24 protein-coding genes are annotated in these 24,598 nt (G+C 65.9%); 18 read left to right on the forward strand and 6 right to left on the reverse strand.

Going from position 1 to position 24,598, the window contains the following annotated elements:
• Positions 1–5 precede the first annotated feature (5 nt).
• The 6 genes from trpB (at position 6) to EV641_RS21860 (ending at position 6,345) form a co-directional block, all read left to right on the forward strand.
• Positions 6–1,259, forward strand: coding sequence for a tryptophan synthase subunit beta (trpB, locus tag EV641_RS21835; protein ID WP_132474627.1), 1,254 nt, complete (start codon positions 6–8; stop codon positions 1,257–1,259).
• Positions 1,256–2,059 carry a tryptophan synthase subunit alpha gene (gene trpA, locus EV641_RS21840; RefSeq protein ID WP_054713527.1) on the forward strand — a complete coding sequence of 268 codons (804 nt, stop codon included), beginning with the start codon at positions 1,256–1,258 and terminating at the stop codon, positions 2,057–2,059. The genes trpB and trpA overlap by 4 nt, the downstream gene beginning before the upstream one ends.
• Complete coding sequence (gene lgt, locus EV641_RS21845; protein ID WP_132474497.1) at positions 2,056–3,108, forward strand: prolipoprotein diacylglyceryl transferase; 1,053 nt, start codon at positions 2,056–2,058, stop codon at positions 3,106–3,108. Before trpA ends, lgt begins: the two co-directional genes overlap by 4 nt.
• Positions 3,108–3,971 (forward strand): TM2 domain-containing protein, encoded by an 864-nt coding sequence (locus EV641_RS21850; protein ID WP_054713528.1) that lies wholly within the window; start codon positions 3,108–3,110, stop codon positions 3,969–3,971. Before lgt ends, EV641_RS21850 begins: the two co-directional genes overlap by 1 nt.
• 68 nt (positions 3,972–4,039) lie before the next feature.
• Entirely contained in the window at positions 4,040–5,461 is a 1,422-nt protein-coding gene (gene pyk, locus EV641_RS21855) for a pyruvate kinase (protein ID WP_132474499.1), read from the forward strand.
• Positions 5,458–6,345 carry an acyl-CoA thioesterase II gene (locus EV641_RS21860; protein WP_132474501.1) on the forward strand — a complete coding sequence of 296 codons (888 nt, stop codon included), beginning with the start codon at positions 5,458–5,460 and terminating at the stop codon, positions 6,343–6,345. The genes pyk and EV641_RS21860 overlap by 4 nt, the downstream gene beginning before the upstream one ends.
• Before the next feature lie 19 nt (positions 6,346–6,364).
• Here the strand turns inward: EV641_RS21860 and EV641_RS21865 are convergent, their stop codons facing one another.
• The gene (locus tag EV641_RS21865; protein ID WP_241997396.1) at positions 6,365–6,820 is read right to left on the reverse strand and encodes a MarR family transcriptional regulator; all 456 of its coding nucleotides are present in this window, start codon (positions 6,818–6,820) and stop codon (positions 6,365–6,367) included.
• On the reverse strand, positions 6,817–7,449 hold the full coding sequence (locus tag EV641_RS21870) for a DJ-1/PfpI family protein (RefSeq protein ID WP_132474505.1): 633 nt from the start codon (positions 7,447–7,449) through the stop codon (positions 6,817–6,819). Before EV641_RS21870 ends, EV641_RS21865 begins: the two co-directional genes overlap by 4 nt.
• 329 nt (positions 7,450–7,778) lie before the next feature.
• Here EV641_RS21870 and EV641_RS21875 point away from each other — a divergent pair, with 329 nt between their 5' ends.
• The 6 genes from EV641_RS21875 to EV641_RS21900 all read left to right on the forward strand — a co-directional run bounded on the left by EV641_RS21875 (position 7,779) and on the right by EV641_RS21900 (position 13,445).
• The gene (locus tag EV641_RS21875) at positions 7,779–8,801 is read left to right on the forward strand and encodes a 2-oxoglutarate and iron-dependent oxygenase domain-containing protein (RefSeq protein WP_132474507.1); all 1,023 of its coding nucleotides are present in this window, start codon (positions 7,779–7,781) and stop codon (positions 8,799–8,801) included.
• 63 nt (positions 8,802–8,864) lie between these two features.
• Complete coding sequence (locus EV641_RS21880) at positions 8,865–9,701, forward strand: MetQ/NlpA family ABC transporter substrate-binding protein (protein WP_132474509.1); 837 nt, start codon at positions 8,865–8,867, stop codon at positions 9,699–9,701.
• Positions 9,647–10,720 carry a methionine ABC transporter ATP-binding protein gene (locus EV641_RS21885; RefSeq protein WP_241997397.1) on the forward strand — a complete coding sequence of 358 codons (1,074 nt, stop codon included), beginning with the start codon at positions 9,647–9,649 and terminating at the stop codon, positions 10,718–10,720. The genes EV641_RS21880 and EV641_RS21885 overlap by 55 nt, the downstream gene beginning before the upstream one ends.
• The gene (locus tag EV641_RS21890) at positions 10,717–11,385 is read left to right on the forward strand and encodes a methionine ABC transporter permease (RefSeq protein WP_054713532.1); all 669 of its coding nucleotides are present in this window, start codon (positions 10,717–10,719) and stop codon (positions 11,383–11,385) included. Before EV641_RS21885 ends, EV641_RS21890 begins: the two co-directional genes overlap by 4 nt.
• A 37-nt stretch (positions 11,386–11,422) precedes the next feature.
• On the forward strand, positions 11,423–12,202 hold the full coding sequence (locus tag EV641_RS21895; protein ID WP_132474511.1) for a 2-phosphosulfolactate phosphatase: 780 nt from the start codon (positions 11,423–11,425) through the stop codon (positions 12,200–12,202).
• A gap of 94 nt (positions 12,203–12,296) precedes the next feature.
• On the forward strand, positions 12,297–13,445 hold the full coding sequence (locus EV641_RS21900) for an RNA-guided endonuclease TnpB family protein (protein WP_132474513.1): 1,149 nt from the start codon (positions 12,297–12,299) through the stop codon (positions 13,443–13,445).
• A gap of 111 nt (positions 13,446–13,556) precedes the next feature.
• Here EV641_RS21900 and EV641_RS21905 read toward each other — a convergent pair whose 3' ends face one another.
• Positions 13,557–13,778, reverse strand: coding sequence for a hypothetical protein (locus tag EV641_RS21905; protein ID WP_132474515.1), 222 nt, complete (start codon positions 13,776–13,778; stop codon positions 13,557–13,559).
• Between the two features lie 169 nt (positions 13,779–13,947).
• Between EV641_RS21905 and EV641_RS21910 the strand changes: the two genes are divergently transcribed.
• The 5 genes from EV641_RS21910 to EV641_RS29925 are packed head-to-tail and all read left to right on the forward strand — an operon-like array spanning position 13,948 to position 20,318.
• Positions 13,948–14,715: a TnsA-like heteromeric transposase endonuclease subunit gene (locus tag EV641_RS21910; RefSeq protein WP_132474517.1), complete on the forward strand. Its 768-nt coding sequence runs from the start codon at positions 13,948–13,950 to the stop codon at positions 14,713–14,715.
• On the forward strand, positions 14,712–16,856 hold the full coding sequence (locus EV641_RS21915) for a DDE-type integrase/transposase/recombinase (RefSeq protein WP_132474519.1): 2,145 nt from the start codon (positions 14,712–14,714) through the stop codon (positions 16,854–16,856). Before EV641_RS21910 ends, EV641_RS21915 begins: the two co-directional genes overlap by 4 nt.
• Complete coding sequence (locus EV641_RS21920; protein ID WP_132474521.1) at positions 16,853–17,953, forward strand: TniB family NTP-binding protein; 1,101 nt, start codon at positions 16,853–16,855, stop codon at positions 17,951–17,953. The genes EV641_RS21915 and EV641_RS21920 overlap by 4 nt, the downstream gene beginning before the upstream one ends.
• Positions 17,950–19,773, forward strand: a complete 1,824-nt coding sequence (locus EV641_RS21925; RefSeq protein ID WP_241997398.1) for a TniQ family protein — start codon at positions 17,950–17,952, stop codon at positions 19,771–19,773. Before EV641_RS21920 ends, EV641_RS21925 begins: the two co-directional genes overlap by 4 nt.
• On the forward strand, positions 19,704–20,318 hold the full coding sequence (locus EV641_RS29925; protein ID WP_241997399.1) for a hypothetical protein: 615 nt from the start codon (positions 19,704–19,706) through the stop codon (positions 20,316–20,318). The genes EV641_RS21925 and EV641_RS29925 overlap by 70 nt, the downstream gene beginning before the upstream one ends.
• 563 nt (positions 20,319–20,881) lie before the next feature.
• Here the strand turns inward: EV641_RS29925 and EV641_RS29540 are convergent.
• Together EV641_RS29540 and EV641_RS29320 are read right to left on the reverse strand one after the other, a co-directional pair.
• Positions 20,882–21,604 (reverse strand): hypothetical protein, encoded by a 723-nt coding sequence (locus tag EV641_RS29540; protein ID WP_199233354.1) that lies wholly within the window; start codon positions 21,602–21,604, stop codon positions 20,882–20,884.
• A 653-nt stretch (positions 21,605–22,257) separates the two neighbouring features.
• Positions 22,258–22,836: a hypothetical protein gene (locus EV641_RS29320; protein ID WP_158289205.1), complete on the reverse strand. Its 579-nt coding sequence runs from the start codon at positions 22,834–22,836 to the stop codon at positions 22,258–22,260.
• Between the two features lie 85 nt (positions 22,837–22,921).
• On the opposite strand from EV641_RS29320, the gene EV641_RS21945 reads away from it, so the two are divergent.
• Positions 22,922–23,416: a MarR family transcriptional regulator gene (locus EV641_RS21945; RefSeq protein WP_054717935.1), complete on the forward strand. Its 495-nt coding sequence runs from the start codon at positions 22,922–22,924 to the stop codon at positions 23,414–23,416.
• A 46-nt stretch (positions 23,417–23,462) separates the two neighbouring features.
• On the opposite strand, the gene EV641_RS21950 is transcribed toward EV641_RS21945, so the two are convergent.
• A complete protein-coding gene (locus EV641_RS21950; RefSeq protein ID WP_132474527.1) occupies positions 23,463–24,497 on the reverse strand; it encodes an iron-siderophore ABC transporter substrate-binding protein in 1,035 nt (344 codons plus the stop codon).
• Between the last annotated feature and the right edge of the window lie 101 nt (positions 24,498–24,598).

Below are 24,598 nucleotides of genomic sequence, written 5' to 3' on the forward strand. Positions count from 1 at the left end.
CCCTGATGAGCGAAGCCGTCTCGACTTCGACCGCGCATGAACCCGATGCCGGAGGACATTTCGGTGTATTCGGCGGACGCTACGTTCCCGAAGCGCTGATGGCGGTCATCGAGGAGGTCACCGCAGCATTCGAGAAGGAACGCACCGATCCGGGGTTCCTCGCCGAACTCGACCGGCTTCAGCGCGATTACACCGGGCGCCCGTCGCCCGTCTACGAGGCAGCCCGCCTGAGCGAGCACGCCGGGGGAGCCCGCATCCTGCTCAAGCGGGAGGACCTCAACCACACCGGCTCACACAAGATCAACAATGTGCTGGGCCAGGCCTTGCTCGCGAAGCGCATGGGCAAGACCCGTGTCATCGCCGAGACCGGAGCGGGCCAGCACGGCGTCGCGACCGCCACCGCGTGCGCACTGCTGGGGCTCGAATGCCGTGTGTACATGGGCGAGGTCGACACCGAACGTCAGGCACTCAACGTCGCCCGTATGCGGTTGCTCGGCGCCGAGGTGATTGCTGCGAAGACCGGCTCGCGCACTCTCAAGGATGCGATCAACGAGGCGATGCGCGACTGGGTCACCAACGCCGACAACACCTACTACTGTTTCGGCACCGCGGCCGGACCGCACCCGTTCCCCGCAATGGTCCGCGATTTCCAGCGCATCATCGGGCTCGAGGCGCGCGCGCAGGTCCGCGAGCTGACCGGCCGTCTGCCCGACGCTGTCGTCGCGTGCGTCGGCGGCGGCTCCAACGCGATCGGAATCTTCCACCCCTTCATCGACGACGCGTCGGTCAAGCTCGTCGGCTTCGAAGCCGGCGGCGACGGGGTCGAGACCGGTCGTCACGCCGCGACCATCGGCGGCGGTACCCATGGAGCGCTGCACGGCGCGTATTCGTACCTGTTGCAGGACGAGGACGGTCAGACCATCGAATCGCACTCGATCTCGGCGGGCCTCGACTATCCCGGCGTGGGCCCTGAGCATTCGTGGCTGAACGACATCGGGCGCGCCGAGTACCGCGCGATCACCGACACCGAAGCAATGAACGCGTTCGAATTGCTGTGCCGCACCGAGGGGATCATCCCTGCGATCGAGTCCGCGCACGCCGTCGCGGGTGCACTGAAGCTGGGCCCCGAACTCGGCGAGGGCGCGATCGTCCTCGTGAACCTGTCCGGCCGCGGCGACAAGGACGTCGATACCGCAGCCAAGTGGTTCGGATACCTCCCCGCCGACAACGAGACCAGCACCGAAGGAGCAGCGCAGTGAGTGCCCCGCACGAACGCCTCACCGAGATCTTCGCAACCTGCCGCGCCGAGAAGCGTGCTGCACTCGTCGGTTATCTGCCCGTCGGATACCCCACGGTCGACAAGTCGATCGAGGCCATGACCACCCTAGTCGAGGCAGGGTGCGACCTCATCGAGGTCGGCATTCCGTACAGCGATCCGGTGATGGACGGCACCACCATCCAGGAGGCGGCGTTCGAAGCGATCGCCAACGGCGTGCGGGTACGCGACGTGTTCACGGCAGTCGAAGCCATCAGTGCAGCCGGTGGTGCAGCAGTCGTCATGACCTACTGGAACCTGGTGTTGAAGTACGGCGTGGAGAACTTCGCCCGCGACCTCGCGGCCGCGGGTGGACTCGGCATCATCACCCCGGACCTGATCCCGGACGAGGCCGCCGACTGGATCGCTGCATCCGACAAGTACGGACTCGGACGCACCTTCCTCGTCTCGCCGTCGTCGACGAACGAGCGTCTGGTGAACACCCTCGAACAGTGCCGCGGCTTCGTCTACGCCACCTCCACGATGGGTGTGACCGGTGCGCGCAACGCCGTCGACAATCGTGCACCCGAACTCGTCGCCCGGGTGCGTGCGCACTCGGACATCCCGGTCGGTGTCGGCCTCGGTGTCCGCAACGGCGCTCAGGCAGCGGAGATCGCCGGCTACGCGGACGGCGTCATCGTGGGTTCGGCACTCGTCACCGCTGTCGCTCAGGGGCCTGACGCGCTGCTGGCCCTGACACAGGATCTCGCGAAGGGCGTGCGCTCCGCTACCGTGGCGTCGTGACTTCGACCGCAGCAGTCCTGGCTTATCTGCCCAGCCCACCGCAAGGCGTCTGGTATGTGGGACCGTTGGCCCTCCGTGCATACGCACTCTGCATCATCGTCGGCATCGTCGTCGCGATCTGGTGGGGAGATCGCCGCTGGGTCGCCCGAGGTGGGCGGGCAGGCACCGTCCTCGACATCGCCGTGTGGGCGGTGCCGTTCGGTCTCGTCGGTGGGCGCCTCTACCACGTGGCGACCGACTGGCAGAAGTACTTCGGTGAGGGCGGCGACCCCATCGATGCCCTGAAGATCTGGGAGGGTGGCCTCGGGATCTGGGGCGCTGTGGCGTTCGGCGCGCTCGGCGCCTGGATCGGCTGCCGTCGACGGGGGATCCCGCTGCCGGCGTTCGGTGACGCTCTCGCACCCGCGATTCTTCTCGCGCAGGCCATCGGCCGGCTCGGGAACTGGTTCAACCAGGAACTCTACGGCCGTGAAACCACGGTGCCGTGGGGCCTCGAGATCTACGAGCGCACCGACGATGCCGGCCGGAGCGCACCGGGGCTGATCGACGGCGTCTCGACCGGTGAGGTCGCGTTCGTCGTCCACCCGACGTTCCTCTACGAACTGCTGTGGAACGTGGCGGTCGTCGTTCTGCTGGTGCTCATCGATCGCAAGTTCGCGATCGGTCACGGCCGGCTCTTCGCTCTCTACGTGGCCGGGTATTGCGCCGGCCGATTCTGGATCGAACTCATGCGAGCCGACACCGCAACCGAGATCGCAGGCATCCGCATCAACACCTTCACCTCCGGCATCGTGTTCGTGCTCGCCGTCGGATACGTGATATTTGCGCGTAAGGGCAGGGAAGCGCCCGAGACACTCGACCCCGGTGCATCGAGAGTCGAGGGTGCCGCGACGGACACCGCGGCAGCCGTTGACACGGACACCGGTGCCGAGGAAGTCGGCGGGCAGACGGAGTCGACGAAGAGTGACGACACACCGGATCCGAAGGAGTCCGATTCCGCCGGTAAGGTCGGAAACGGTACGCCCGGCACCAGCAAGGGGGAGAAGTAGTGACCACACCCGATCCCGGTAATTCGGACAAGCAGGACGACACGTCGGGGCGCGATCCCGTCGACAAGCCGGATCTTCGTAAGAAGACCGATTCTGCAGGACAGTCGTCGCCCACGGAGAACGCTGCCGAGGCAACCCACGAATTCGGCCGGACTTTCGATTACGACGCGACAGCGCAGGCATCGCTGTCCGAGCAACCCCCCACTCAGGAATCGCTCGGGGGATCCGGCGGTACGCCGGGGCCGGGTTGGGACACCTACTCGGGCGTGGGCAACGGACCGGGCTGGGGCACCACCCCGAGTTACCCGCCGCCGACGGAGAACCCGCAGTCCGACTACCCGGCACCCGGAAGCGCAGAGTTCGGCGCGGCCGCACCTCACTCGTATCCGGGCGGCCCGCAACCGGGGTTCACTCCGCCGCAGTACGGCATGCCGGGCCCGATCTACGGCACACCCGATCCGCAGTACCCGATCGGTGGCACGCCCGGGTCTTCGATGCCGAACCCGCCGGGCGCGCCCCAGGACCCGTACGGCAATCCACAGCCGTACGGTGCGTACGGTCCGCCGCCCGGATATCACGGGGTTCCGGTCGGATTCGTCGACCCGTCTGCGCCCTATGGTCGCGATCCCTATACGGGCGAGCCGTTCTCCGACAAATCCAAGGTCACGGCGGGTCTCCTCGAGATTCTGCTCGGCGCGTTCGGTGCCGGTCGTTTCTATCTCGATCAGCCCGGAATCGCGATCGCTCAGATCGCTGTCACGTGGCTGACCTGCGGCGTCGGCGGAATCTGGCCGCTGATCGACGGCATCCTGATGCTCACCGGAAAGGTTCGCGACAACCATGGGCGTCCGCTACAACCTTAGTGGAACGGCTACCGGCCGGTAACCGATGCGAAATGGTGGCGCAGGGTCGAGGGGACTAGGCTCGTCTCGTGACCCGACGCACCAAGATTGTTTGCACCATGGGCCCTGCGACAGCCGATCCCGATGTTCTACGAGAACTCGTCGATGCCGGCATGAACGTGGCCCGACTCAACTTCAGCCACGGAGAATATTCAGAACACGAGGGCCACTTCAACCGCGTCCGCGCGGCCGCCGAGGCCACCGGCAACGCAGTGGGTATCCTCGCTGACCTGCAAGGACCGAAGATCCGGCTCGGGCGTTTCGCCGAGGGACGCACCGTGTGGGAGAACGGCGAGGTCGTGCGCATCACCGTCGACGATGTCGAGGGCACGCACGATCGGGTGTCGACCACCTACAAGCAACTCGCGGAGGATGCCGCCGCGGGCGACCGGCTTCTCGTCGATGACGGCAAGGTCGGCCTCGTCGTTGAATCCGTCGAAGGCAACGACGTGGTCTGCCGTGTCACGGAAGGCGGACCGGTCAGCAACAACAAGGGCGTGTCCCTTCCGGGGATGAATGTGTCCGTTCCTGCTCTGTCGGAGAAGGACATTGCAGACCTCGAATTCGCACTGCGTCTGGGAGTCGACTTCATCGCTCTCTCGTTCGTCCGGTCCCCGGCCGACATCGAACTCGTCCACGAGGTCATGGACCGGGTCGGGCTTCGCCTCCCGGTCATCGCCAAACTCGAGAAGCCGGAAGCGATCGAGAACCTCGAGGCCGTCGTCCTGGCGTTCGACGCGGTGATGGTGGCGCGCGGTGACCTCGGTGTGGAACTTCCCCTCGAGGAGGTGCCGCTCGTGCAGAAGCGCGCGATCCAGATCGCGCGCGAGAACGCCAAGCCGGTCATCGTTGCGACACAGATGCTCGAGTCGATGATCGAGAATTCGCGGCCGACCCGCGCGGAGGCGTCGGATGTCGCCAACGCGGTGCTCGACGGCGCCGACGCGGTGATGCTCTCCGGTGAGACATCCGTCGGCAAGTTCCCGATCGAGACTGTCAAAACGATGGCGCGGATCGTCTCCGCCGTCGAATCGGACTCGACGGATGTGCCGGCACTGACGCACGTGCCACGCACCAAGCGCGGCGTGATCTCCTATGCCGCGCGTGACATCGGCGAGCGCCTCGATGCGAAGGCACTGGTGGCCTTCACACAGTCGGGCGACACCGTTCGCCGCCTCGCGCGACTGCACACCCGGCTGCCCCTGCTGGCGTTCACGCCGGTCCCGCACATCCGCAACCAGCTCGCACTGACATGGGGCACCGAGACGTTCTCGGTCGAACCGGTGGACACCACCGATCAGATGGTCGAACAGGTCGACCTCGCGTTGCTCTCGCTCGGCCGGTACCAGCGCGGCGACCTCGTCGTCATCGTCGCCGGTGCGCCTCCGGGACGATCCGGGTCGACGAACCTCATCCACGTGCACCGACTGGGGGAGAAGGACACTCGGTGACAGACCGCGAGTCCACGGGGAACACTTCCCGCGATCTCGATGTGCTCCTCGGTCTGCTCGATCTCGAGCAGACCGAGGAGCACATCTTCGTGGGGCAGCACCCGCAACAGACCGGGGCTCGTACGTTCGGCGGCCAACTGGTCTCGCAGGGCCTCGTCGCTGCCGGGCGCACGGTGGGGGATCGGCCGGTGCATGCCGTCAACGCCCACTTCATCCGGGGCGGCGACGTCAAAGAACCGATCGAATATCACGTCACCACGCATCGTGACGGCCGCGATTTCGCCAACCGTATGGTCACTGCCATGCAGGACGGCCGCGAACTGTGCGCGATGCTCGTGGCGTTCCAGCGATGGGGTAAGGGCCTCGAGCATTCGGTCGAGGTGCCCGAAGTTCCGATGCCGGAAGCACTTCCACCGATCGGCGATCGGCTTCGCGGGTTCGAGGAGCAGCTGCCGCACTTCGTCGGTGCGCTCAAACCCATCGACATGCGATACGCGAACGACCCCGCGTGGGTGCTCAAGGGAACCGGCGAACGCTTGAACCACAACCGGGTGTGGATGCGCTCCGACGGCGACCTCCCCGACGATCCGATGCTCCATGTCGCGACGCTCGCCTACGGATCCGACACCACGGTGCTCGATTCGATTCTGACGACGCACGGTCTCTCGTGGGGTCTGGACCGCATCGTTGCCGCCACGGTCAACCATTCGATCTGGTTCCACCGACCGCTGCGCTTCGACGATTGGCACCTGTACGCCACGGAGTCTCCTGTGGCTGCGGGTTCGCGGGGGATGGCGACGGGTCGTTACTTCACCCTCGAAGGTGAGCTGGTGGCGACGGTGGTGCAGGAAGGGCTCGTGCGGCACTTCCCGCGTCGCTCCTGATCTCCGTCGCTGATCCGGGTCAGCCCCCGGAGATCGCGTCGAGGGCCGAGGTGAGTCGGCGCATCGAGTCGAGGGCCGCATCGAGCTCGTCCCGGCCCATCGCTTCGACAAGTCGTGCGGCGGCGGCGGCGTGTGTGGGTTCCAGCGCCGAGACGGCATCGAGGCCGGCCTGTGTCGGCGCGACGAGTTTCGCGCGGCGATGTGACGGGTTGGGCCGGTATTCCGCCATCCCGCGCGTCACGAGCAGGTCGGCGATCCGCTGCACACTCTGTCGTGTGGTTCCCATCTCGCGTGCGATGGAAGCGACGGGCAACGGTTCGCGCAGGACCGCTCCGAGTACCTGCCACCACGCGGCGGTCAGTCCGACGGGGCGTGCCAGCATCTCGGCAAGCGCCAGGAACTGACCGTTGAGACGGAAGGTGGTGAGCGCGACACCGCTGAGCAAGTCTTGATCGGTGTGGTCCTGCGTGGTCACTGCTGCTGTTCCATCAGCGTGTAGAAGCCTGCGGGGTTGCGGTCCGCGTACAGCGCGAACCATGCGTCGAGGACCTCCGGTTCGTAGAGGTCGAGTCGTTCGAAGATGGCGTGCGCGAAGTGGATCGGTGCAATTCCGGTGGCCGTGATCAGCGCTCCGTCCGTCACTGCCGGCTCGTCGCGGTACAGGGCGCTGCCCGCGTAGCCGACTTCGTCGAGGAACTCTGCCGCGTTACTGGTGTGAGCGCGCTCGTCGAGAAGCCCGGCGGCAGCCAGGGCGCCGGTGGCGCCGCAGATCGCGGCGACCGGGACGTCGGCGTCGAGGAAGTCGCGGGCCTTGTCGGTGAACGAGGTGAAGCCATCGGTGTTCCAGATTTCGTTGCCCGGGAGGATCAGCATGGCGCTGTCGCCCGGTCGGATTTCATCGAGGGTCAGATCCGGAACGATCCGCAGGCCGCCTTTCGTCGTGACCGGATCGCGTGTCGCGCCGACCGTGGCCACCGTGAAGGATCCCGGTCGCTTCTGGAATTCGGGATCGTTGATTCCGGCCACTGCGTATCCGTACTCCCAGTCGGCGAGAGTGTCGTAGAGCGCGAGGTGAACTGTCTGTGGTGCGTCGAAATCAGACATGACAGCAGCCTGTCAAAAAGGCAGCATGTTGTCAATATGAGTCATGGTGAACGAGACAATTTGCCCTCGAGTTGTTCCTCGGATTAGCCTTGACCACCATGTTCGGCAATGATCTCGCGCAGTTCGTGAGCGCACGCAGGGTAGGCGTCCATGCCTCCGTGTGTTGTTGTCGCAGTCTCTGATGGTGCCTCCCGGGGCGATTCCCCGGATCTCCTCGACGTTCCGGTTCCGCCCGCAGTCTCCGTGCCCGCAGTCGTCCACGGAATGAACCCGCTGCCGAACCCGTTCCTGCATGCGACGGCACGTCGCGTCCAGAAAGGATCCATCTCATGCCCGACTCGGCAACATTGCCCATCATCGATCTCGCAGACCTCGACCGGGGCGACGACGCGCGCAAGGCGCTCCTCGACCGCCTGCGGACGGTCACGCACGAGATCGGATTCTTCCACCTCGCCGGCCACGGCATCGAGGAGTCGAGCGCGCGCCGCCTGATCGCGTCCTCACGCGAATTCTTCGCGCTGCCCGAGGTCGACAAGCTCGAGATCGAGAACTCGTACTCGCCGCACTTTCGCGGTTACACCCGCGTGGGCGGCGAACACACCCAGGGATACATCGACTGGCGGGAGCAGCTCGACATCGGGCCGGAGCGTGAGGCGGTCACGGACATCGATCCGACGCGCCCATGGGAAGTGCTGCACGGGCCCAACCAGTGGCCGTCACAGGTGCCACGCCTGCGCGAAGAGTCCCTCGACTGGATCACCCGTTGCAGTGAAGTCGGGATGCGCCTGCTTCGTGCCTGGGCCGAATCACTCGGAGCCCCAGCCGTTTTCTTCGACGATGCGTTCGCCGAACCCGATCCGCTCCTCAAGATCGCCCGGTATCCCGGTCACGATGGGGCAGTCACGAATCAGGGGGTCGGTAGCCACAAGGACGTCGGTGCGCTCACCCTCCTGTATCCCGAACCCGGCAGCGGTGGATTCCAGGTCGAACGCGACGGAGCCTGGCTCGACGTCGATCCGCTGCCCGGGCACTTCATCGTCAACATCGGCGAACTCCTCGAATTCGCCACCGGCGGCTATCTCAAGGCAACCGTGCATCGGGTACTGCCCCCGCCGGCAGGGTCCGACCGGGTGTCACTGCCGTTCTTCCTCAACCCGGGTCTCGACAAGGCGCTGCCCACTGTCGAGCTCCCCGACGACCTGGCCGCTGCCGCAAAAGGCGTGGGCACCGACGTCCACGGCGGTACCTTGCATTCTGTGTACGGACTCAACGCCCTGAAGTCGCGACTGCGGGCACATCCCAACGTCACGGACCGCTATCACACAGATCTGGCGCGGTCGTTCGACAGGTGATCCATCGCCGGCTCCACCCGGTACCGCGCCGCGGACCGGTCTCCACCACGGAAGGTAGAAACGATGTTCCTGCGTCGCACCGCCGCCGCTTCGGCAGCTGTTGTCCTCGGTCTCGGCCTGGCAGCCTGTGGGTCGTCGGGAGGTGACGAGAACACCCTGGTCATCTCTGCATCCTCCACACCGCACGTCGAGATCCTCGAGCAGGTCGTGAGCACCGGTGCGCTCGGCGACTACTCGCTCGATATTCGCGAGGTCACCGGTGAGATCGACCCCAACGAGCTGCTCGCCGCCGGCGATGTCGACGCCAACTTCTTCCAGCACGAGCCGTACCTCGTGGATTGGCAGAAGCAGAACGGAGTCGACAACCTCGTCGCCGTCGCCGACGTGCACCTCGAGCCGATCAGCCTCTACTCGAACAAGGTCACCTCGCTCGACGAGATCGCCGACGGCGACTCGATCGCGGTCCCGCGCGACACCACGAACTATGCGCGTGCGCTGTACCTGCTCGAATCCGCGGGGCTGATCACGATGGACGTGCCGTTCACCGAAGCCGATCTGTCGGTGGTCACCGAAGCGAACATCACGGAGAACCCGAAGAACCTCGAGTTCATCCAGATCGAGCGCCCGCAGCTCGCGCGTCAGCTCGACGACCCACAGGTCACCGCCGCGGTGATCAACTCAAACTACGCACTCGAGGCCGGGCTCACTCCGGCGGACGATTCCATCTTCACCGAAGAAGTCGAGGGCAACCCGTTCTCCAACCTCCTCGTGGTGCGCGCGGAGAACGAGAATGATCCGATCGTGGTCGCGCTCGCCGAGGCGCTCGAGTCCCCCGAGACTGCCGCATGGATCGAGGAGACCTACTCGGGCTCCGTGGTTCCGGTGCACCCGGCGAACTGATGATTGTCGTCGACACTCTCGTCAAGACCTTCCCCGGCGCCGGTGGCGCCGGGGAAGTCATGGCACTCCAGGGTATCGATCTCGAGATCGCGGATGGGGAGATCTTCGGGATAGTCGGCCCTTCCGGCTCGGGGAAGTCCACTCTGCTGCGCTGCCTCAATCTCCTCGAAGAACCCACGTCCGGCCGGATCCTGCTCGGCGGCGACGACCTGTCGAAGTTGTCGGGCTCCGAGCTCCGGTCGGCGAGGCGCCGCATCGGGACGGTCTTCCAGCAATTCAATCTGTTGCACTCGCGCACCGTGGTCGGCAACATCGAGTTTCCGCTCGAGGTCGGGGGTGTCGGCAAGGCCGCACGACGGTCACGTGCGAAGGCGCTGATCGATCTCGTCGGGCTCACGGGCAAGGAGAAGTCCTACCCGTCGCAACTGTCCGGGGGACAGCAGCAACGCGTCGGCATCGCCCGCGCCCTTGCCGCCGAACCCGATGTGTTGTTGTGCGACGAAGCGACCAGCGCCCTCGATCCCGACACCACCGACCAGATCCTCGATCTCGTCGTGGAGGTCAACCGCCGCCTCGGTGTCACCGTCGTGATCATCACCCACGAACTCGGTGTGCTGAGGCGTGTCTGTACGTCCGCGGCCCGGCTCGAGGCCGGTCGCATCGTCGAAACGGGTCGCATCACGGATCTCGTCGCACACCCCGGCTCGGCGCTCGGCGCGGCGATCGTGCCGGTGGGCGACGATCCGTCGGCCGGGGCGATCAGCGACACCGCGCTCGTCACCGCGATCGGCGACTACGCACACGGGCCATGGCTCTCGGAGATGATCCGGGAGCTCGATGCCGATATTGCTGTCGTCGGTGGTCGTGTCGAGAAGGTGGGCGATGTGACGGTCGGCCGCCTGCGTCTGCGCTTCGCTGCCGGAGCCGATCGTGACCGCATCGCGCGGTTCGTCGACGAGCGTGAACACCTGACCCTGTCGTGGGGGACCGACACCGACCTCGAGGGGTTGTCCGAATGAACAAGACCGCCTGGTACGAGGTCTTTCCCGAAGTCTGGGTCGCGACACTCGAGACCCTCTACATGGTCGGGGTCTCGTTCGTGCTCACCGTGATCGGCGGAATACTCGTCGGGATCATCCTGCAGATCACAGGGCCGAGCGGCCTGTGGCCCCAGCGTCTGATCAACGGCGTACTCGGCGTGATCGTCAACCTCTTCCGTTCGCTGCCCTTCCTCATCCTGCTCATCGCGCTGATCGGCGTGACGCGGTTCATCGTGGGCACGGCAATCGGCCCCACCGCCGCGATCGTGCCGCTCACCATCGGCGCGATCCCGTTCTTCGCACGCATTGTCGAGTCCGCGTTACGGGAAGTGCCACGTGGACGTGTGGAAGCCGCGGAGGCAATGGGCGCGACGAACATCCAGATCGTGCGTAAAGTGCTGTTGCCCGAAGCGACGACCGCACTCGTGGCCGGTGCGACGCTGACGCTCGTGCTTCTCGTCGGTTACTCGGCCATGGCCGGCGTGATCGGGGCCGGTGGCCTCGGCGACTTCGCGCTCGTCTACGGATACCAGCGCTTCAACACCCCGGTTCTGCTCGTCGCTGTGGTCGTGCTCATCGTGATGGTGCAGATCATGCAGTCGATCGGCGACACGATCATCAAGCGGATGGCGCACCGACGTTGACAGTCCGATGAACGGTACCCGGATGAACGACAGTCGGATGAACACTGCACACAGGCAAGGTGATTCCCGGATCCGATTCGACTGGGGATTGCGGGGCGCCGCGGCAATCGCCGAGGGCGCGGATGTTGCGGTCGTGGTGGACGTTCTCTCGTTCACCACGACGCTGTCCGTCGCGCTCGACGAAGGCATCGACGTCCTGCCCTATCGGTGGCGGGATGACACCGCAGAGGCCTACGCGGCCGCACACGACGCGGTGCTCGCGGGGGGGCGGCAGGAGATGACGCCGGGCGCAGTGAGCCTGTCACCCGGCACGATCCGGTCCGCGCGCACTGTCGAGCGGCTGGTCCTTCCCTCACCGAACGGGTCGTCGATCGCGTATGACCTGGATTCGCGGGCCTCGACGTGTCTCGGAGCGTCGCTACGGAACTTCCATGCCGTGGGCGAGTGGATCGCCCGGCACCATCCGACCGCGGTGGTCGCCGTTGTTGCGGCGGGGGAGAAATGGCCGGACGGGTCCTTGCGGCCGGCAGTGGAAGACTTGTGGGGCGCGGGTGCGGTGATCGCCGAGTTGGTGGGCGCACACGGTTTCGGGTCGTTGTCGCCCGAAGCTGAGCAGGCGCGCGCTGCGTGGGATGTGGTCGCCGGTCGAGTCACGAGTGTCCTGCAGGACTGTGCTTCGGGTCGCGAGCTTGCCCAGATCGGATTCGCCCGCGACGTGGAGATCGCGTCCGAGGTGCGGAGCAGCGACTGCGTTCCGGTCCTTGTTGATCACCGGTTCGTCGACGCCGACTCGCCTTCTTTCGCGGACGGCTCGTGACCGCACTATCTTCGGCGCAAGCCCGGTCGTTCACGGCCGGGGACAGCCGATCCCTAGAGCGGTGTGTGTCGGTGGTCGCTTGTATGGTGCGGGCGTGCAACTTCGATACCGCTACCGCGTGTATCCGACGCCCGGCCAGCAGGACATGCTGGTCCGGTCGTTCGGATGCGCGCGGGTGGTGTTCAACGATGCGTTGCGCGCCCGGCAGGACGCGTATGCGGCGGGGGCGAAAATCTCGGACACCGCCGTGCAGAAACAGGTGGTCACCGACGCGAAGAAGACTCCGCAGCGGGAATGGCTGGCCGAGGTGGCGTCGGTGGTGTTGGTCCAAGCCTGTCAGGACGCGCGTCGCGCGTATCGGAACTGGTTCGATTCACTGTCCGGGAAGCGGAAGGGCCGCAGGGTCGGGGCTCCGCGGTTCCGGTCTCGCAAGGACACTCGGCAGTCGATCCGGCTCACTCGGAACGGGTTCGGTATCCGGGACAACGGGAAGTTGTATATCGCGAAGGTCGGCGAACTGAAAGTCGCCTGGTCACGGGAGTTGCCGTCGGAGCCGAGCAGCGTCACGGTCGTGAAGGATTCGGCGGGCCGCTATTTCGCGTCGTTCGTGGTGGAGACCACCGATGTGCCGTTGCCGGAGTGCGATGCGGAGGTGGGGATCGATCTGGGTTTGACGACGTTTGCGGTCCTCTCGGATGGGAAGGTGATCGAGTCGCCGAGGTTCTTCCGCCAGGCCGAACGCAGACTCCGCAAGGCGCAGCAGAATCTGTCTCGCAAGGCGAAGGGCAGCAGGAATCGGGCCAAGGCACGTACCCGCGCGGCGAAGGCTCACGCGAGGGTGGCCGATGCCCGCAAAGATTGGGCGCACAAGCAATCCACGGCGATCGTCCGCGAGAACCAAGCGGTGTATGTCGAGGATTTGTGTGTCGTGGGGTTGGCGCGGACGCGGTTGGCGAAGTCGGTGCACGATGCCGGGTGGGGGATGTTCACTCGGTTGCTCGAGGAGAAGGCCGCCCGCTATGGGCGGGTCTTCCAGCGGGTGGACCGCTGGTTCCCGTCGTCGCGGTTGTGCTCGGTATGCGGCGTCTCGGACGGTCCGAAACCGTTGTCGGTGCGGGTGTGGACCTGTCAGGGGTGTGGTGTGGTCCACGACCGGGATCTGAATGCAGCACGAAATATCCTCGCCGCTGGACGGGCGGAGAGGCGAAACGCCTGCGGAGAGACGGTAAGTCTCTCCGCCTAGCGAGGAGCGCGACTCGATGAAACAGGAACCCACCGAAAGCGCCCAGCGGGCGCTGGTAGGAATCTCGGTCGTTCACGGCCGGGAGGACGTCAACGTCCGCTGATCACCACATCACCACATCAGGGTTTCGTCGCCCACGCGCACTCTGCCGAAGAAGCGTGTGCCTATGTCGGAGCCGTCGTGATTGTATCCGTTCATGAGGTCGGCGAGGTCGTCGAGGAGTGCTCGGAGCGCCGAACTCGGGGTGTCGATTCCGAATTCCGACACCCATCCCCAATCCTGCGGGACATTCTCCAAGGTGATCACGACCTCGGAATCATGGGGTGTCCGCACGGTATAGGTGATGTAGGGTCTCGAGACCCGTGGCCAAATCTCATCCGAGATGGCCACTCGGTGGCCAGTTGGCCATTTGGGTGAGACTGCCTTCGGCGTGGCTGCGTCGCGGAGCCGCGTAACGGGTGGATGATCCAACGAGTTACTTCCGAAGCGGGGAGATGCCGCGATGGGGAACGCTACGGTGGTCGGATCATCGAAATCGCTTGCCGGTTTGGTGGATCTGCGTACGACGTTGCTCGCCCGCCGCCGTGCAGTGGACGGTGCCGAGGAGATCCGACCGCTGGCTGAGGTCGCGGTCGATGACATTGTCGCCTCCGCGCCGTGGCGGACCTTCCGCTGGCATGGAGGTCAGCAGCACTATTCGGGTACCTATTGGGCGGCGACCGAGTCCGATCATGTGATCTACGAATCGCGGCTGGAGCTGGCAAGGCTGCTGTTCGCGGACTTCGATGTGGGGGTGCAGCGCATTGCCGCGCAGCCGTTTCTGCTGCGGTGCCCTGTCGACGGCAAGGAACGCCGGCACATTCCGGACTACCTACTGCTGTCAAACGCTGGACCGGTGATCGTGGATGTGAAACCTCGCCGGCGGTTGGAGTCGAAGAGTGTGGCGTTCACGTTCGAGTGGACCAGGTCGGTGGTGACCGAGCGGGGATGGCGGTACGAGGTGTGGAGCGAGCCGCCACCGATCGAGCTGGAGAATGTGCGGTTCCTCGCCGGCTATCGGCGGGCGTGGTTGTTCGATCCAGATGTACTCGACGCGGTGAGAAGTGCAGCGCGGGAGGGGATCACGCTCGGACAATCGCTGTCTGCGGTGCCTGCCTATCCGGAACCGTCGATACGAGCGGCGCTGCTGCATCTGCTGTGGCGGCAGGAGTTCAGTGTGGACATGACCCAGAGGTTGACCGCCGCCAGCGTGGTGCGGACCGCGCCATGAGTGGAGCAGCGGCGCGGGTCGGTGTCGGGACTCGGTTCATGTACGACGGTGAGATCGTCGAGGTGATCGAGATGATCGCAACCGCCGTGGGCAATGAGGTCGTGCTCAGAACCAAGACGAACGGTCAGATCCGCCGCGTCGCCATCAGAGAGCTGCTGACCTCAGAGAGTGCGCGTGTGATCCCCGAGGAGTCCGGGCCGTCCTCCGATGACCCCGGCGAGTTGTCTTCCGTCGTGACGGCGATGCTGACCGAACCCGACCGCATCCAGCTGCTCGAACGGGCTGAGCATGTGCGCGAGGTCCTGACCGGGTACAGGTCGGGTAGCGAGCAGTTGCCGGCGGCGGGCGAACCGCGCGGCGAGTACGGCCCGGCGGTGCCGTTGACGAGGCGGTATGCGGCCAAGGCCGCGGAGCTCGGGATCGGGGTGCGGACACTGCGGCGCTGGGTCGGTGACTATCGCCGCGGCGGTGAGGCCGGCCTCGCCTCGGGCAGAGCGGCCGGGAATAGGCCGTTGGAGCAGCGCGACCAGCGCTGGGTCGAGACGGCGTTGGAGGTGATGGTCGAGCACACCGCTCAGTCGCGGCTGTCGCGGACGATGGTGATCGAACGAACGAACGCCCGGGTGATCGCGCGGTTCAGGGCAGGCGTGGTGCGGCTGCCGTCGCGGGCGACGGCGTTTCGCATACTCGAGGACTTGGAGCGGCGGCACCCGACGTTCCGGTTGAGCACCACACGCAACCGCGACATCGCGACCCGACCGGACGGGCCGTACGGGAAGCTGCGCCCGACCCGGCCAGGTGAGTACCTGTTGATGGACGCGACACGGCTGGACGTGTTCGCGCTGGATCCGGTGACACTGCGGTGGGTGCAGGCCGAGCTCACGGTCGGGATGGACTGGTACACCCGCTGCATCGTCGGTATCCGGCTCACCCCGGTGTCGACGAAGGCAGTGGATGCCGCCGCCACGTTGTATCAGGCGTTCCGGCCGCGCCCGGCGGGCAAGGACTGGCCCGCGCATGCGGTGTGGCCCGAACACGGGATTCCACGGTCGCTGCTGGTCGACGCCTCGGCGATCGACGGGCCGATGGCCGGGGCGGCGAGTCCGGCACTGGCGCCGGAGACCATCGTGATCGACCACGGAAAGATCTACGTCTCCGAGCATCTGACCAGTGTGTGTCAACGGATGGGGATCTCGATCCAGCCGGCCCGGTTGCGGACCGGCCGCGACAAGGGGCCGGTGGAGCGGTTCTTCCGCACCCTCCGGGAGGACCTGCTGCAGGCCTTGCCCGGCTACAAGGGCCCGGATGTGCACTCGCGGGGAGTGGCGCCGGAGTCGGAGGCGTTCTTCTACCTCGACGAGTTGGAGGCGATCATCCGGGAGTGGGTGGCGGTGGTGTATCACCACCGGCCGCACGAGAGCCTGCTCGATCCGCATCTGCCGTCGGTGAAGATGTCGCCAGCGGTGATGTTCGAGCACGGTATCGCCCGCGCCGGCTACATCGAGGTGCCCCGCGATCCGGACCTGGGGTACGAGTTCCTGAAGGTGCAGTGGCGCACCCTCCAGCATTACGGGTTCGAGGTGCACGGTCGCCGCTACCACGGCGAGCTGCCACCGGGATGCCGCGACGGCGCCAGCCCGTACCCGGACCGAGGCAAAGGCAGGGGCCGGTGGTGGCCACTGCACGTCGACCCGGACGACATCACCCGGATCTACCTGCGGGATCCGACCTCACGGCGGTGGTACCCGCTCGAATGGGAGCACGCCCGGTCGATGCAGATTCCGCTCAGCGAGGACGCATTGGCGTTCGCCCGCAGGCTGGCGCGAGCGAAGTGCACCTACCCCGACGACCGGATCGCGGTCGCCGACCTGCTCGAGCGATGGAACCTCGGCCTCGGATCGAGCATGACCGAACGGCGCATGGCCCTGCGTATGGCACGCGAGGACGCGGCGCTCGACCTCGACCTCGACCCGGACGGACCGACAGACCCGACCGGACCGCCATCGGTGACGCGTCACGGCACGTCGGCGCCGGTCGACGCCGCGCAGACCAGCGAGGACATCGGTGATGACGACGCCGAGGACGAACCGGACCGGCCCGACGACGGCGACTTCTACGCCGATGCGCTGGAGTACCTGTGACCATCGCCCTGATCCGGCAGCGTCTGCAGGACTACGCGCCGCTGGGCAACGTGGCGCTCTCCCGCAAGGAGGGGTGGCGCGAGTTCGCCGACGCCCCTTCCCTGGTCGCGCCGCAGGTGCTGACCCACACGCAACTGCGCGCGCTCAGCGCGGACGATGCCGAGGTCTACAACCATTTCCGGCAGCTGTGGCACGCGAACCTGGGCCCGATCCGGACCCCACAACTGACCGCGCTGCACGAGCAGCTCTCGACCGTGGTCGACAGCAACCTCCAGTTCGGCGACAAGGCCAAGGGCGCGGTCGCGATCGACGCGTACCCCGGCCTGGGCAAGACGACGTCGGTGTTGGCGTTCGCCAAGGCGTTCCACCGCCGTGAGATCCGGATCAAGGGCACCCACACCCGCGAGGGGCACCAGCGGTGGCCGGTGTGCCGGGTCGGGTTGACCGGCAACACCGGGCTCAAGGAGTTCAACCGGGCGATGCTCGAGTTCTACGCCCACCCCGGGACCACCCGCGGCACCAGCGCCGACCTGTCCCGCCGCACCCTGGACTGTGTGACCTCCTGCGAGACACGGCTTTTGGTAATCGATGATCTGCATTTCCTGAGATTGCACGCCACCAGCGGGGTGGAGATCAGCAACCACTTCAAGTACGTCGCCAACGAGTTCCCGGTCACCGTGGTGTTCATCGGGGTCAAGCTCGCCGACCGTGGCCTGTTCGCCGAGGCGCAGACGGCGCGGCGCACCACGCTGGTGGGGATGCGGCCGTTCGTCATCGACACCGACACCGGCCGCCGCGAGTGGCGGACGATGCTGTTGGCGATCGAGCAGGGGCTGGTGCTGGCCGAGAAATATCCCGGCATGCTCGCCGACGATCTGTCGGACTATCTGTTCGCCCGCAGTACCGGCCACATCGGGTCGCTGATGGTGCTGATCAACCGCGGCTGCCATCGCGCGGTCGCCGGCGGCCGGGAACGCCTCGATACCGGCGTGTTGGACGCAGTGAGCAACGACGAGGACGCCGAGACCGCGCGGCGAGAACTGCAGGCTGCGATCGAGGCGCGGCGCATCACCACCCGGCCGCCCCGCCGCCGATGACCGAGGTGCGGTCCCTGCCGATCCGGGTGGCCCCGCTGCCCGGAGAGGCGATCGATTCCTGGCTCGAGGCCATCGCGCACCGCACCGGCACGACATTCGGTGACCTGGACACGGCCCTGCGCCCCGACGACAGCACTGCCGCAGACAGGGGTCGGCGCCCGAGCAGGTGGCCGATGCACCTGCGCCCGAACGACGTGGACACCATCGCCACGGCGGCGGACCTGCCCACTACCACCGTCGAGGCGATGACGCTGGCCCGCTACGACGGCATCGCCCTGTCGCTCGCCGACGGGAAGGGGCGATCCGCCGTGGGGTGGCCCTGGGGCCGCGGGCGCCGATCCCGGTACTGCCCGCACTGCCTGGCCGAGTCCGGCGGACGGTGGCACCTGCAGTGGCGGCTGGGGTGCGTGTTCGCCTGCCTCGACCACCACTGCCTGCTGGCGGACACCTGCCCGGACTGCGGAAGCTTCCAACGGCGTAGCCGTCCCCTCCGCGGACTGGTTCCGAGTCCGGGCCACTGCGCCCACCGGAGCGCGGACACCGCTCGCCCACCGGGGTTCGCCCGGTGCGGAGCAGACCTGACCTCGGCGCCGGTACTGCGGCTGCGCCCGGATCACCCGGCGATACGGGCGCAGCACCGGGTGCTCGAGGCCCTCACCTGCGGCCAGGGCACGTTCGGGGTGTACGCCGACCACCCCCATCCGGCCCGCGCGGTGCTGGCCGATCTGCACGCCCTCGCCTCCCGCGTCCTCGCCTACGGCCCCGCCGAAGCGATCGCCGAGCGGGTTCCCGCCGACCTCGCCGACGCGCTCACCCGGATTCGGTCCTCCGCATCCGCCGTACCGGTACGAAGATCGGAGCTGTCGAGGGCCGGTGGGGCGACCGCGCCGGCCGTCGCGGTGACCGCGACCGCGGCCGTGCTGGAGCGGCCCGACATCGCCGAAGCCGGCGAGGCGTTGCGGTGGCTGGTGCACGGCGGTCGGCGTCTGGGCCGGCAGGTCGACGCCGGAACCATCTGCGACTGGGGCAGCGACACCAGCACGACCTTGGCGGCCATCCAGCTCGCCGCGTTGCGGCCACTGTTCGTCCGCGCCGTCGATCAGCTGCGGTATCGCAGCGCCGCCGCGGTTCCGAGCTACCCGTCGGCAAGCGCCACCGCCGTGGACGACGCCGCCCGCCGCATCCCGTCCCTGCTGTGGCCGCAATGGTCGCTGCAGTGCACGGTGCCGCCGTGCAGCTCGACGCAGGTCCGACCGGCCCTGTCGGCGGCGCTGATGCTGGTGGGCACCACCCTGACCGTCGGCGAGGCCGCCGACCGCCTGGGATCTGCGGTCCGAGCGGGCGGAATCACCCGCACGCTGGCCTCCCTGCGGAACTCTCCACACTGGGGCGACACCCTGACCGCGCTGACCCGACTGGCGGACCACCTGGGCACCGAGGCGCCCCCGATCGACTACGACCGGCGCCGCCGCCTGGACTACCGAGCCCTGCTGCCCGACGCACTCTGGGACGAGATCTGCCGCCGAACCGGCACACCGCCCGGCGCCGGCCAGAAGGTAGACCTCGTCCGCTGCCTGCTATTCGAACGACTCAGCGGGCTCCCCGCGTCCCGGTCCCGTTCCTCGCGGCCGGTTACGACGTCCGCGCGAGATTGTCCGAGTTCCCGCGCGAACTCACCCCCGCACTGGCCGCGCTGCTCGACGAGGCGGCCCGCGGGTTCCTCGACGACCAGGGACTCGGCGCAGAACCGGTGTCGTGGCATCCCCCACCGCATCTGCTCGACGGGCTCGGTCTGCCCGGCCCCGATCCCGCCGCAGTGAACCTCGTCGACCTGCATGGTCTGACTCGCCGCGACCACATCGCGCTCTCGGAGATCGCGCGGCAACTGGGCACCACCGTCGAGGTGATCCGCTATCTCCTCGAACACCACCCCGCTCCCGCATCGTCCACTGTCGCACAGCGGTCCGGGCGACGCGCCGCCCGGCACACGGCCGAGGAAGCGATGAGTCGTTCGCAGTTCATCGACCTGTATGTCGTGCAGCGCCGCACCCTCGCCGACATCGGCGCGCTGCTCGGCGTCAGCAGGAAGGCGGCGGGTCGACTGGCCCGGCAGCACGGCATCACACCCCACACCGGTGGGCCCCCGGTCGATCCGGCCTGGCTCTACGACCAGTACGTCACACCCCACACCCGTGGACCCCCGATCGATCCGGAGTGGTTCCACGACCAGTACGTCAATCAGCGGCGAACCTTGCGGGAACTGGGACACGAGGTGGGCCGCGATGTCTCCCGGATGAGCCGGATCGCGAAAAGGTACGGCATCCCGATACGTACACCGAGCGAGGCGTGCCGTAGGCACAACTGAGCGAGGCACACCGATGGGCAACTTCCGTCGATCGTGACGCACGGACCGGGTCTTCGAACTACACGGAAATCACCGGGCATGCCCCCAGCCGCCGAGCACCCCCGGCCCGCAGCATGGGCACCCGATCCCGCTGGACGATAAGCGAAATTCGACGAAGGCAGGGATCGACCCCTACCGGGACCATCGATACCTCTCGCATCAGGCCGGCACTCCCGCGGAATTTGCCGGGATCATGGGCAGAGGCGCCGGCATCCATCAGTTCCTCGTCACACTGAAGGTGCCGACCATCACGATCATCCCCGCCACTGATGCGGGCCATCTCAGCAGCACTGAACCTGACGCTCCCCACACTCGGGGTCGTCATCCAGCGAGACGGTCAACAGACGGTTGCTGGCGACTCGCCGGGATAGCTCAACGGAACCAAGACCTTAAAGAATCAAAGCAGATTTCTAACAAGCTAACTTTCTATCGACATTTGTGCGGGCATCCGAGGCGCGTGCGATCAGTGCTGTGCCCCGATTTTCTCAAGGACTACTAGAGCGGACCCTCTACACGACACCCGATCACCCTATCGTCGCAATGTCGAGAACAAGGCTCGATGGATGGTCCAGTACCTTCGCACGGAAGGGTGGCCTGTCGCCTTGCACCCCGATGAACGACTGAGTAATTCCACCGACCACAGACTGAACGATTCCGCCCGCGCCTGCGCTCGGTCTCAAATACAGACGAGACACAATTGCGGCGTCCGGTTCCACAAGCGGGTTCGATACGCCATACGAGACTGCCTGTTCATCCACTTCGATGGAAGTACCCATCATGTCGACTTGAATAATGGAAGGAGAATTTATCTCTAACGGAAAACCGCCTCCAAACGGAACCGCCTCACTGACGTACTCGGCCTTCCATGCGATGGTACCGACGCCATCGAACTCATACACGATGCGGTCAAATTCGGGATTCGTCTCGATCCGAATATCCACCACGATCGGCCCTGAGGCTTGGGGCGGTGAGCCCTCATCCCGGGGAATTGAATTCTCCTCGGTCGGTGGCGTCGATGGAGGGGTCCCCACTTCTATTTGGCCAGTCTGGGTATCGGCAGAATTCGAAGGGGCTTCCGATCCTGGAACATTATCATTCCCGCACCCGAAAGACGTCATAAATACCGCTGCTGTGATTCCCAATAATCTCAGCGACATCGCCGATGCCTGCAATAGAAACCTACTCTCAGCCTGTCGATTCAAATACCAATCATTCGCAGAGCCAACACCATCCGACAGTTTGCGCATCGAATCCCAGGTCCGGATTAGACGACAAGCCCCATACTGTACGCAAGGATCCTGAGCAATTTCCTGACCAGAAATCGATGGGTCCAACGTTATTAACTACCGAGCGGACAGAAATGACAGTTGGGCCACAATACGCCTGTGCGTTGACGGTGAAATCTCGGCGTGCGCCCGTGTAATTTGGCCCAGACCACGTGCATATCGTAGCGATTCCGCACGCTGGAGGTTGAGCATTGGCCGGCGCACCCAATGGTGAGACAGCACTTGCTGCCGCGAATCCAAACATCAAGGCGGCGACTCCGGCGAACCGTTTGACGGACTTGGATAGATGATTCATTCAACCCACCCCACCTAGTTGTTATGACCTGCGGATAATAATCCGCAGTTGAAGTGATGCTACTGAGAGATATGCGATTGAGTCGGTCATTTCGGGCAGGTAGCCTCGTCAAAACGTAGCAGGGTGCTGGTAGTGGCGGCGACAGAATCGGCGGATTACCAGGCCAGGCCTTCGCAGCCACCGCCGACGCGGATCCACGTCTGACTGCGCTGACCTGCATACTCGCCCAATACCCCACCCTACTTACCCGGCATCCTCACATCGATCGGTCGATCGCCATCACCGTGGGGAACCGCCGCAGCATCATTCATTCTCGGCTTCAGAGCGCTACGAGACTTGTCGATCCAGGCCCGCCCAACCGCGAGAAATCGCGTTCCTGTTCCCTGTCATCATCGACGGGACGATCCTGCAAGCGAAGATGGGTGTGGTCACCCGCCGACACGACCGCCGGGCACGCGCGCTTCGAAATGTTCCTGAAGAAATGCCATAGCATTGAGACAAATCGCGGAGGCCACACCATGAGACAACGGGCGAACGTGCAGATCGCAGCGTCCCGAAATGTCACCGGCCGCGAGACCCTACAGGTGACGTCGGCAGGCGCATCTGCAATCGGGTCGTGCACGGCGGGTCGGGACGGCTGTGTCGACGGTGCGAATACGACGCGCGCGAAAGCGATGTCCTCGCGGATCATCTCCGCGATACGCGACAGGTTCGAGTGTCGGCCGACACGGTGGTGCCGGGCACCGTACGTCCGGTCTCCGGAGTGCCGAGGGCTGCGTGACGCGGTCAGGGTCCTGTCGAGCATGCGCTGTGCTGCGGCGCGTTCACCGTCACCGGTGCCGGGGTGGTCGATCAGCGCCCGCAGACGCATGATCCGAAGGGTCACGTTGCCTGCCATGCACGCACACTAGCGCTTTCCGTCGATGGCCCATAGACGTACCACCCGCACAACGGACGAGAAGTGGGTTGCGACAATGGCTGCCATGAGCAGTTCCAGCGGGGCGGACGGCACCGGCGTCAGGTCGTGGTTCGTCGAACGATTCGCCGACTACTGGCAGACGGGTGGAGCATCGAGGATCGAAGGGCGCATCGCGGGTTACCTGCTCGTCGACGAATCGGGCGGGGTGAGCGCCGACGAGCTCGCCCGCGTTCTGGGCACGAGCCGGGGTTCGGTATCGACCTACACTCGCCGACTCGTCGCCCGCGGGTTCGTGCAGCGGGTCCGGCGTGCGGGGGAGCGTGCCCACTATTTCGTCATGGCCGACGATGTATGGGGCGGCTTTCTCGACATCGAGGAGGAGTACTTGCGTAGCCAACGGGCCCTCGCCGAGGAAGCACTCGCGCGGGTGGACCCGGAATCGGCAGCGCATGTCCGGGTCGAGAACATGCGCGACTACATGGGCTGGCTGCTGGACAACCGGAAACTCGGCGCCGAGTGGAAGCGGTTCAAGACCGCACGCGACGACGAACGAGGGTGAGGGCGGACACTCGTCCGCCCCCACCCTCTCGGTGTGTGCCCGCCGTTTACCGATCGAGCTTCGAGATCGCTTCGTCGATCATCGGGACATAGCGGTCGAGCGCCCACGGCACCGTGAGCGGGTTGATGATCGACGACCCGGTGACGAACGGCTGCTCTTCGGGAGCCACGATCGAACCCCGCGAGATCGCCGGGATCTGCTGGTAGACCGGCTGTGCCTCGATCTCGGCGCGATTGGCGGGATCGCTGTAGAAGGTGAAGATCAGGTCGGAGTCGGCGAGTAGATGCGCGTTCTCGAGTCCGATGACCGACGAGTCGGTGCCCTCGGTCTCCTCGAGGGTGTCGACGACCGGGTCGACGGTGAGTCCGAGTCCGCGGACCATCGCGACACGCTGCTCGTTCGCGAGGAACACGCCGAGGGTCGCGGGGCCGGTGTTGTAGATGTACGAGAAACTCACGTCCTGGTATTCAGGATGCTCGGCGGCCGCATTCGCGAAAGTGTCGTCGATCTCGGTGATGAGATCGAGGGCCTCGTCGTGCTTGCCCATCGCGGTGCCGATCGTCTCGATCTGCTGCTGCCAGGTGATGGTCCACGGCAGTTCCGGGTAGGCGACGGTCGGCGCGATTCCTTCGAGCATGTCGTACTGCTCTTGGGTGACTCCGGACCACGGAGCGAGGATCAGATCGGGTTCCAGCGTCGCGATCGCTTCGATATCGACCTCGGTTCCACCGGTGAACTGGGCGGGCAGTTCTTCGCCGCGCTCGGTGAGTTCTTCGTGGATCCACGGCAGATAGCCGGTCTCGTCGCTGCCCCATGAGTACTCTTCGATGCCCACCGGAACAGTGCCGAGTGCGATCACGGTCTCCGCGGATCCCATTCCGAGCGTGACGATGCGTTCGGGTTCCTCGGTGATCTCGGCGGTGCCCAGGGCATGCTCGATGGTCACCGGCTCGAAGTCGCCGGACGCGGCGGTGTCGGATCCGCTGTCACTGCTCGAACATGCCCCGAGCAGGAGCGCACCGGCCGCGACCATCGCGATGAGCTGGGGCCGGCGCAGGGCACGGCCGAGTCTGTTGTGCATGGATGCCTTTCGACGGGGCGGGGCGAGGGGACGTCCCAACCGAACTGTTGGGTCAGCCTAGCCTTACCTGGGCACTGGTTTCAAAAATTCTGAAACTTCTG

The sequence above is a fragment of the Rhodococcus sp. SMB37 genome, assembly GCF_004345605.1.
Taxonomy (GTDB): domain Bacteria; phylum Actinomycetota; class Actinomycetes; order Mycobacteriales; family Mycobacteriaceae; genus Rhodococcus.